Below are 7,989 nucleotides of genomic sequence, written 5' to 3' on the forward strand. Positions count from 1 at the left end.
CGCGAAAAGGCCGCATCGTTTCCGATGCGCCCTTTTGCAGTTTGCGCCGAGCGAAGCCGCCATGGGCGGCTCCGGAGTGGCTCGTTCTTAACGGAACAGCGAGAGGATGTTTTCCGAATTCGTATTCGCGATGGAAAGCGACTGGATGCCCAGCTGCTGCTGGGTCTGCAGCGCCTTCAACCGGGTCGATTCCTCGTTCATGTCCGCATCCACAAGACGGCCCACGCCGCTGTCGATGGAATCCATCAGGTTTGACACGAAGTCGTCCTGCATCTCAATGCGCTTGTTGACGGCACCAAGGTTGGAGGCGGCGTCGGTCATCTGGGTGAGGATCGAGTCAACAACGCGGATCATGTCATCGACCTCGGTATTCGTGGTCGTCGCGGTCAACGCGATCCCGGCACCCGCTGCCACGGTTCCGGTGGCTGAACCGGTGTCGATCAGGTAGTAGTTGCGAGCCGTGGTTGTCGCCGCATTCGGGTCCAGCGCATTGGCATCGATATCCTTGGTCAGGATGCCGAGGCTTTCGTTGGCTGCACCGATCAGCGTGGTCGAAGTGGTGTTCACATCGAGTGTGGTCAGCGTCACAAGGCCGCCGGAATCACGATTGAAGCCGCCAACAATGCTTTTGGTACCGGCTACCGCGGTCGAGGTGTTGTTGAGCCAGTTTTCACCGGAGAACGATGCCGATTCCGAAATCGAAACGAGCTGGTTCTTGAGCTCGGTGAGCTCCTTGTCGATCTTGGTCTTGTCGACGCCAGGCTCGCGGGCCGCAACCAGCTTGGCCTTGATTTCGGACACCACGTCGATCGAGGATTCCATACCGGTATAGGCAACGTCGACTTTCGCGGCGCCGAGGCCGAGGGCGTCCTGCACGGTGCCCATCGCCTTGTTGTCAGAGCGCATGGTGGTTGCGATCGACCAGTAGGCGGAGTTGTCGGATGCAGTATCAACCTTGTAGCCCGAAGAAATACGGTTCTGGGTTGTTTCCATGTCGGAGTTGATCGAACGAAGAGTCTGCAGTGCAGCCATCGCCGATGCGTTTGTCATGATGCTTGTCATACGAGTGTCCCTTTAGACAGGTAATTACACGGGACATACCGGGCTTTTTATACCGGCAACAACGGAGAAGCATCATGCCTATCGCCTCCGGTTACTTCCGATCAACGACCCGTCATTTCTTGAAGGCCATTAATGACTGATTATGGTTACCGAAGATTTAATCGGATCGGGTGGTTTTACTTTTTCTCCAAGATAAAAAAACGCCGGGGATTTCTCCCCGGCGTCAGATTGTCGTTCAGCCCCTGACTGGAGCCGGACCCGCTGTTAACGGAACAGCGACAGGATGTTCTGGGAGTCGGAGTTGGCGATTGACAGCGCCTGGATGCCCAGCTGCTGCTGGGTCTGCAGGGCCTTCAACCGGGTTGACTCTTCGTTCATGTCTGCATCCACCAGACGGCCGACACCCTTGTCGACGGCGTCCATCAGGTTGGAAACGAAGTCTTCCTGCATCGAGATACGGCTGTTGACGGCGCCGAGGTTGGAAGCGGCGTCGGTCATCTGGGTCAGCATCGAGTCAACGGCACGGATCATGTCGTCAACCTGAGCATCGGTCGTCGTTGCGGTCAGAGCGATCCCGGTACCCGATGCAACGGTACCCGTGGCGGAACCGGTGTCGATCAGGTAGTAGTTGCGAGCCGTGGTTGTTGCTGCATTCGGGTCCAGCGCATTGGCATCGATATCCTTGGTCAGGATGCCGAGGCTTTCGTTGGCTGCACCGATCAGCGTGGTCGACGAGGTGTTCACATCAAGTGTCGTGACGGTCACCAGGCCGCCTGAGTCACGGTTGAAACCGCCGACGATGTTCTTGGTACCGGCTGCTGAAGTCGAGGTGTTGTTGAGCCAGTTTTCACCGGAGAACGATGCCGATTCCGAAATCGAAACGAGCTGGTTCTTGAGCTCGGTGAGTTCCTTGTCGATCTTGGTCTTGTCGACGCCAGGCTCGCGGGCCGCAACCAGCTTGGCCTTGATTTCGGAAACCACGTCGATCGAGGCTTCCATACCTGTATAGGCGACGTCGACTTTCGCAGCGCCGAGGCCGAGAGCGTCCTGAACAGTCGACATTGCCTTGTTGTCGGAGCGCATGGTGGTTGCGATCGACCAGTAGGCGGAGTTGTCGGATGCGCTTTCCACCTTGTAGCCCGAAGAAATACGGTTCTGGGTGGCTTCCATGTCGGAGTTGATCGAACGAAGTGTCTGCAGGGCAGACATCGCCGAGGCGTTGGTCATGATGCTTGTCATGGGATTGTCCCTTGTTATTACGAGATACTTGAGAGGGACATACCGGGCTTATTGGTTTACCGGTCACGGCAGTTCGGCGTCATGCCTGTCGGAACCCGATTGCTTCACGAAAGGGTTCCTTCCCGTCGTGTTGGCACCATAATCCCAGTCACGGCTTTCAAACTAATTAATTGAAAGCAAATTTTGCAAGTAAATTCAATATGGTTAACCGCTGGTAAAGGATTTGACTGCGTCTGACATCAAGATGATGCGCAATGGTTGCCGTGCCACCTGAAAATGATGCCTTGAAGAACTTGAAGCATGACGCACAAAAGACTGCCGCAGTCTTGCAGCAACTTGATGCAAGGACTGGCTGCAAATTCGCGTCGCCTTACAGCATCATACGAAAGAGCGGACCAGACTGCCAACAAGCAGATTCCACCCGTCGATCAGAACAAAAAACAGGATCTTGAACGGCAGCGAGATTGCGGTTGGCGGCAGCATCATCATGCCCATCGACATTGTGATGGTGGCAACCACGAGGTCGATCACCAGAAACGGCAAAACGACGAGAAAGCCGATTTCAAAGCCGCGCCTGATTTCCGAGATCATGAACGCGGGAACCAGTACCCGCATGTCGATTTTGCCGGCGGTCTCCGTCGACTGCCCGCGTTCAGCGGCAATATCGATGAACAGCGTGAGATCCTTGGGGCGGGTGTTGACCAGCATGAACTCCCGGAACGGATCGGCGATCAGCGAAATCGCCTCCGTTTCGGTAACCTGGTTTTCGAGCAGAGGGTTGATGCCCTTGTCCCATGCCTGGTCAAAGGTCGGAGCCATGACATAGAAAGTCATGAACAGCGACAGGCTGACCAGGATCATGTTGGCGGGAGTGGTTGCCAATCCCATGCCGGACCGGAGAATCGCGAAAGCGATGATGAACCGCGGAAAACTGGTCACCATGATCAGGATTCCGGGCGCCACCGACAGCACGGTCAACAGACCGAAGGTGCGGATGATCCAGCTCGCGACCGAGCCATCCAGCGGGGTCTGCAGCAAATTCGGGTCTATGGCCTGTCCGTGGGCCGCCGTTGCAATAACCATCATGGCTGCAAAGGCCGGGATAAATCGAATCATTCGATCACAAATGTCCTCAAAAGGAGATCATTGACGCGGCCCTGGGACCGCAATTTCACGCGTTCACGCAAATCTTCACGCAAATACTGGAAACCACGGGGTCCCTCGATCTGCTGCAGGGACACAGTACGCAAATAGGCAAGAATATCGTGGTGGATCTGATCGGCGAGTTCGCTGTCCGGGCTGCCTGTGAACACCAGCGACACCTCGATACGAATCCAGTTGTCGGAAGGATACGACAGATTTGTCGTGATCGGATCAAGCGGGACGAGGTTTTCGCGCGTTTTGGTTGCGTCACGGCCTTCGCCAGCGCCTTCGGCGCCAGCAGCAGCGGTCTCCTCGGGCTGGTCTACCTGCGGCGCAAGAACGCCGCCCAGCACCCAGCCGCCACCTGCGGCGACAAGGCTGAGAACCAGCACAACCGCAGCCATGACAATCAGACCGGACTTGCCTTTGCCTTTTCCACCGGTGTTGTCTTCAGTGTCAGCCATGGCTCCGCCCGTCAGATCGGGGAGTAGATGTCGACGAACTGCTGTCCAACCGGCGGCTGCTGGACTTCCGTCAGCCTTCCGCGACCGCCATAGGACACCCGCGCTTCGGCGATCTTGTCATAGGCCACCGTATTGTTGTGATCAACATCGAGAGGCCTGACAATGCCGGCCACATTGAGAATGCGGAGTTCCTGATTGACCCGGACTTCCTGACTGCCGCTGATGACCAGATTGCCATTTGGCAGAATGCCGGTCACAACCGCGGCGATGCGCAGATTGAGTTTTTCAGACCGCGCGGTGGTGCCCTGCCCCTTGGTCGCGGTATCTGAACCGTAGTTGATATCTCCGGCACCAACAGCACCGATGGTGGGAATGTTCACGCCGGCATTGATCGCGCTCGAATTGGTGCGGCTGCGGTCGGTGGCGTTGTCGAAACTGGCCTTGTCGTTGATGGCGAGATCGACGGTGAGAATATCGCCGATGCTGACCGCGCGGGCATCCTGGAACAGTTTGGAGCTCCGGTCGTCCCACAGTGAAAAACTGCCGGCGCGCTGCGGCGGCTGTTTCGGGTAGGCAGCCATCTGAGGGGTTTCGCCATAGGCAAGACCCGACCCGACGGGGCTCATGGCTGGAGCCTTGCCGATTTCCCTGAAGGTTTGCGAACCGCATCCGGCAAGTGAAAGCGCAAGAGCGGTTAAGGCGACAGCCCTTATCATGACGGATCCTTGGGTTGGTCAGGCGCCGCGGCGCTGGCGATGATGCCGGTCAAGCCGGCTGCCTTTTTTGAATCCATCTCGTTGAGAATGGCACTCGCCATTCTTGGAGAAAGTTTCATGATGATCGCAGCCGCGATTTCCGGCCGGACAATTTCGAGCTGCTGGGCGGCGGCGTCAGCATTCATGTTCTTGTAGATGTCGACCAGCTGGGATTCGGCGACGCGCATGAATTCCTCGCGCTTTTTCAGCCAATCCCGGTATTGAACGGACCTCTCGTCAAGCTGCTTGATCCGCTCATCCACACCGGCCTGCAACGCTTCCAGTTCCCGTTTCTGCATGAGATAACGCTGGTCACGCGCGGCGTCGGCGATATTGCCGCAAAACGCACGGATTTCGTCCTCCATCGTCGGCGGCGGCGCCTGCTGCGCCAACGCTCCGGGAACAAGCGTGGCGAATGCGAGTACCGCTGCCGGTCCGAGGTTGCGGAATGCCCTGTCGAGAGGCAGATGAAGGGACAAGCTCATTGCAACACCAGTTCCGCATGCAGCGCGCCCGCGGACTTGATGCCCTGCAGGATGGCGATGACGCCGTCGGGTTTGACGCCGATCGAATTCAGGCCGGCGACCAGGGTTCGCAGATCGGGGCCGTCGATGATGGCGACCTGGCCGCCATCAACCCCGGCGGTGATGTCGGTGAGAGGTTCAACCGCGGTGACACCGTCGGAGAACGGCTCCGGCTGGACGATGGTTGGCATTTCGTTAATTTGAACCGTCAATGTTCCATGCGTGACCGCAACTCGCGAAACCCGCACATCATTGCCGATGACAATGGTGCCGGTCCGCTCGTTGATGACGACGCGGGCGGGTGCATCGGTTTCCACGATCAGGCCCTCGAGTTCCGCTGTCAGCCGTGCAAGGTCGGCACGGGCGGGTTTGCGAACCGCCACGGAGGTCGAATCGCGGGCTTCGGCGATGGGCCCGCCGTAGCGCGCTTCCGAATAGGCATTGATCACATCGGCCATGCCGACCGCGGTGGAGAAATCCGGATTGCGCAACTGATAGACCAGCCCGTCAACCTGTTTGAAGGTCGCGGGGATTTCGCGCTCGATGATCGCACCGCCAGGCAACCGGCCCGCGGTCGCGACACCCTGCTGCAACGACGCCGCGTCACCCTGAGCCGTCACCGCGGAGACGATCACGGAGCCTTGGGCAACGGCATAAATCTGGCCATCGGCACCCGACATCGAGGTCATCACCAATGTCCCGCCGCGCAATGACGTCGCGTCACCAAGCGAGGAGACGGTTACATCTATGCGGGAGCCGAGGCTGGCGAATGGAGGCAGATTGGCAGTCACAATCACGGCTGCGACATTGTTGGCGCGCGAAGCGCCGCCTTCGGTGGAAATGCCGAGATTTTGCAGCATGGCGCGCAACGACTGCTCGGTGAAGGGCGAATTGCGCAAGCCGTCTCCGGTGCCCTGCAAGCCGACGACCAGGCCATAGCCGATCAGCTGGTTGTCACGTGCCGCCTGCAGCGAGGCTATGTCCTTGATACGGGATGCCGCGAATGCGGACCCGGCCGTTCCAGGTCCCGGAACGATGAGGAGACCAAATCCGGCCATACAGAGCATGGCAAACCATAGGCAAAGAGTGCTTGCGGGCTTGCGGATCATTTCGCCGCCACCCGCACACTGCCATTGTCCATGACCGTTCCGGAGATCACCACGCCGGTCTCGATATTTCGGACGCGGATGAAATCGCCGATGGCGGCATTCTGCAAGGGCGTGCCGACCGCCGTGATGATAAGGCCGCCGCCATTGAAAACCAGGGTGACGGGTGCGCCGCGCTCGACCGCCCAGGCGTCACGAAGGGCGGCGACCGGAATGGTGCGTCCGGGCAGAAGCGTGCGGGTCGTCACCTTGCCGATTACATCATCGGTGATTTCGGCGTAGCCGCCGCGCAGGTTCGGATTGATGACGTTGACCTCGCGCACCAACTCGGCGAGGAGTTCCTCGCCCGGATAGATGGTTCGTTGCGGCACCACAGCGGTGCCCTGCCCGGCCTGCGCCGGCAGCACAGTTCCGAGCACGCAAGCCAGAAAGCAAGCTGCGCGGCAAAGTCCGGACAAAGCTGATGTGTGGCGAAACGTCATGTTTGCCGTGCCTTTTACCTGAGGTTCTTGGAAACGACGGACGCCATTTCATCCGCCGCCTGGATGATCTTGGAGTTCATTTCGTAAGCTCGTTGCGCCGAAATCAGGTCGGTGATTTCCTTGACCGGATCGACATTGGAAGCTTCCAGATAGCCTTGCTGGATGCCGGCGAATCCCGGATCGTTGGGAATGCCCACAGTTGCCGGGCCTGAGGCCGGAGTTTCGCGGAAGAGATTGTCGCCAAGCGGTTCCAGCCCCGCCTCGTTGACGAAATTGGCCAGGGTCAGCTGACCCAGATCCTGCATTTCGGTGTCGTTGCCGATCCGGGCGAACACCTGGCCAGAGACGGAAATGACCACTTCGCTGGTCTGATCGGGAAATGTGATGCCCGGAGCAACCGTGTAGCCGTCGATGGTGACAAGCTGGCCGTCGGCATTGGTGTTGAACGCGCCGGCCCGGGTGTACTGGGTTTCCCCGTCGGGCTTTTCGATCTGGAACCATCCGCGTCCGACGAGGGCCAGATCGAGCTTGTTGGACGTGCCCACCATGCTTCCCTGAATGTGCAGATTGCGAACCGCAGACGTCTGCACGCCGAGCCCGATATGGGCGCCTTCGGGCACAATCGCCTGGTTGGAGGCGTTGGCGACGCCGGAATTGCGTTCGACCTGGTACAAAAGGTCGGAAAATTCGGCACGGGCCCGCTTGAAGCCGGTGGTGTTGATGTTCGCCACGTTGTTGGCGATGACTTCAAGATTGAGCTGCTGGGCATTCATGCCGGTTGCTGCGATGGCCAAAGCCTTCATGGCGTATTCCTCAAATTTGCATACGGGCGATTTCAAGATAGGCGGTAACCAGCTTGTCGCGGATCGCGACTGCGGTCTGCAGCGATTGTTCGGCGGTCATGATTGCGTCGACAACATCGCGTGTCGGCACCTCGCCGCGAACGGCAGCAAACGACTGGCCCTCGGCGACTTTCAGATTGTCCATCACGCCTTCACCCAGGGATTGCATGACCTCGGCAAATGAACCGGCGGCCGCCATTCCGGCGTTCGCCGCCATTTGCGGCATGGAAGCGGCGCTCGCCAAATTCGTGTCGCCCGTGCCGGGCAGCTTGGTGAGCGCGGAGGCCGCGCCAATCATGTCAATCATTGGCTGGCCCTCAGGAGATCGATCGTCATGGACACCAGTTCCCGGGTCTGCTTGACGGTTTGAAG

9 protein-coding genes and 1 pseudogene are annotated in these 7,989 nt (G+C 58.8%); all 10 read right to left on the minus strand.

The genetic code is table 11. The features are described from left to right. Positions 1–87 precede the first annotated feature (87 nt). On the minus strand, positions 88–1,062 hold the full coding sequence (locus ABJN75_RS02155) for a flagellin (protein WP_348436412.1): 975 nt from the start codon (positions 1,060–1,062) through the stop codon (positions 88–90). A gap of 264 nt (positions 1,063–1,326) precedes the next feature. After that, positions 1,327–2,301, minus strand: coding sequence for a flagellin (locus tag ABJN75_RS02160; protein WP_348436414.1), 975 nt, complete (start codon positions 2,299–2,301; stop codon positions 1,327–1,329). Positions 2,302–2,679: 378 nt separating this feature from the next. After that, entirely contained in the window at positions 2,680–3,417 is a 738-nt protein-coding gene (gene fliP / locus ABJN75_RS02165) for a flagellar type III secretion system pore protein FliP (protein WP_348436416.1), read from the minus strand. Then, positions 3,414–3,908, minus strand: coding sequence for a flagellar basal body-associated FliL family protein (locus ABJN75_RS02170; RefSeq protein ID WP_348436417.1), 495 nt, complete (start codon positions 3,906–3,908; stop codon positions 3,414–3,416). Before ABJN75_RS02170 ends, fliP begins: the two co-directional genes overlap by 4 nt. Positions 3,909–3,919: 11 nt before the next feature. Further along, positions 3,920–4,624 (minus strand): flagellar basal body L-ring protein FlgH, encoded by a 705-nt coding sequence (flgH, locus tag ABJN75_RS02175; RefSeq protein WP_348436419.1) that lies wholly within the window; start codon positions 4,622–4,624, stop codon positions 3,920–3,922. Beyond that, positions 4,621–5,148, minus strand: coding sequence for a MotE family protein (locus ABJN75_RS02180; RefSeq protein WP_348436421.1), 528 nt, complete (start codon positions 5,146–5,148; stop codon positions 4,621–4,623). Before ABJN75_RS02180 ends, flgH begins: the two co-directional genes overlap by 4 nt. Then, a pseudogene (locus ABJN75_RS02185) lies at positions 5,145–6,182 on the minus strand (flagellar basal body P-ring protein FlgI); the annotation flags it as partial. The gene ABJN75_RS02180 and the pseudogene ABJN75_RS02185, both read right to left, overlap by 4 nt. Positions 6,183–6,292: 110 nt before the next feature. After that, complete coding sequence (flgA, locus tag ABJN75_RS02190; RefSeq protein ID WP_348436423.1) at positions 6,293–6,775, minus strand: flagellar basal body P-ring formation chaperone FlgA; 483 nt, start codon at positions 6,773–6,775, stop codon at positions 6,293–6,295. Between the two features lie 14 nt (positions 6,776–6,789). Continuing rightward, positions 6,790–7,578, minus strand: coding sequence for a flagellar basal-body rod protein FlgG (gene flgG, locus ABJN75_RS02195; protein WP_348436425.1), 789 nt, complete (start codon positions 7,576–7,578; stop codon positions 6,790–6,792). 10 nt (positions 7,579–7,588) lie between these two features. Then, a complete protein-coding gene (locus ABJN75_RS02200; RefSeq protein WP_348436427.1) occupies positions 7,589–7,924 on the minus strand; it encodes a flagellar hook-basal body complex protein FliE in 336 nt (111 codons plus the stop codon). Positions 7,925–7,989 lie beyond the last annotated feature (65 nt).

The sequence above is a fragment of the Hoeflea sp. genome (assembly GCF_039975035.1).
Taxonomy (GTDB): Bacteria; Pseudomonadota; Alphaproteobacteria; order Rhizobiales; family Rhizobiaceae; genus Hoeflea.

What these genes read in the sequence shown, in the direction of transcription:
- ABJN75_RS02155 (WP_348436412.1), bottom strand. Translation starts at nt 1,062, where the DNA reads ATGACAAGCATCATGACAAACGCATCGGCGATGGCTGCACTGCAGACT.
- ABJN75_RS02160 (WP_348436414.1), bottom strand. Translation starts at nt 2,301, where the DNA reads ATGACAAGCATCATGACCAACGCCTCGGCGATGTCTGCCCTGCAGACA.
- fliP (WP_348436416.1), bottom strand. Translation starts at nt 3,417, where the DNA reads ATGATTCGATTTATCCCGGCCTTTGCAGCCATGATGGTTATTGCAACG.
- ABJN75_RS02170 (WP_348436417.1), bottom strand. Translation starts at nt 3,908, where the DNA reads ATGGCTGACACTGAAGACAACACCGGTGGAAAAGGCAAAGGCAAGTCC.
- flgH (WP_348436419.1), bottom strand. Translation starts at nt 4,624, where the DNA reads ATGATAAGGGCTGTCGCCTTAACCGCTCTTGCGCTTTCACTTGCCGGA.
- ABJN75_RS02180 (WP_348436421.1), bottom strand. Translation starts at nt 5,148, where the DNA reads ATGAGCTTGTCCCTTCATCTGCCTCTCGACAGGGCATTCCGCAACCTC.
- flgA (WP_348436423.1), bottom strand. Translation starts at nt 6,775, where the DNA reads ATGACGTTTCGCCACACATCAGCTTTGTCCGGACTTTGCCGCGCAGCT.
- flgG (WP_348436425.1), bottom strand. Translation starts at nt 7,578, where the DNA reads ATGAAGGCTTTGGCCATCGCAGCAACCGGCATGAATGCCCAGCAGCTC.
- ABJN75_RS02200 (WP_348436427.1), bottom strand. Translation starts at nt 7,924, where the DNA reads ATGATTGACATGATTGGCGCGGCCTCCGCGCTCACCAAGCTGCCCGGC.